Here is a 909-nt window from a genome sequence, read left to right as displayed (position 1 = left end):
TAAAAAACCGCGCACAGTTTCTTTACGAGAGTATTGAGCAGTGAATAAGAAGGTAATAACTGCGATAGCCACACAAGCCAGAATAAACACAGTTAATTTTATTGATAGCGGTTGTGCGAGAGTGATAGCCCCCGTCAAACGCTCACTTTGCTGAGCGACAGCTTCCTTTCTAAATAACATTTCTTGAATATTCCCTCAACAAATTACCGATATCAGGAAAGTATCTTTTAAGATATAAAAAATCAATAATAAAATCACAAAAACTTAAAATAACAACAACAGCAGTGTAAAAAACAGCGTGACGAGCAAATATCAAGCTAACACACTGTTATTATTGCTAACTCGATAAAATTTTCATCGGCAAGCTTAAAATCGGATTTTCAGAGTCAGCAAAGTGCATCATCACTGCGACATGGCCTATAACAACCAATGTATACATCACTGCCGAGAAACCTTGGCCGTATTTATCCAATGGCAATAAATGTGAGTAATGTCGGCCGCGCCATTCAAAAGCAATTTCCAATGCGCCGATAAATAAGAAGAACACTAATAGCATTAAACCAAAGGTGTAGCTTAGCCATAAGCCAAACAACACGCCTAAAATACACATGCTTAATCCAATCCATGAACGCATTGAAAAGCTTATACTCTTTAGTACATGACCACCATCGAGCGGTAGAATAGGTAATAAGTTGAACAAATTAAGTAACGCGCTGAGCACCGCGACACCTGCAAAAACTTCCATCTCGGTGGCGTAATAAAGTACCACCCCAAGTACTGAAGTGATTAGACCAAACGCGGGTCCCATTAAAGAAATCACCACATCTTGCCAACGAGTAGTAATTTTATCGTCGCTCACGGCAAGCCCGCCAACAAATGGGATTAAATAAATACCCTTGGTTTTAATGC

General features: G+C 39.4%; 1 protein-coding gene and 1 pseudogene. Both read right to left on the bottom strand.

Annotated elements, in window-relative coordinates:
* A pseudogene (locus HHO47_RS19000) lies at positions 1 to 180 on the bottom strand (HlyD family efflux transporter periplasmic adaptor subunit); the annotation flags it as partial.
* A 157-nt stretch (positions 181 to 337) separates the two neighbouring features.
* Positions 338 to 909, bottom strand: a 572-nt coding sequence (locus tag HHO47_RS18995) for a metalloprotease (protein WP_211183783.1), incomplete at its 5' end; no start/stop codon positions are given.

Origin of the sequence: Pseudoalteromonas arctica (assembly GCF_012927645.1) — a bacterium.
Lineage (GTDB): Bacteria > Pseudomonadota > Gammaproteobacteria > Enterobacterales > Alteromonadaceae > Pseudoalteromonas > Pseudoalteromonas arctica_A.
The sequence above is the reverse complement of the archived record's forward strand: the minus strand, read 5'-3'. Positions and strand labels throughout refer to the sequence as shown.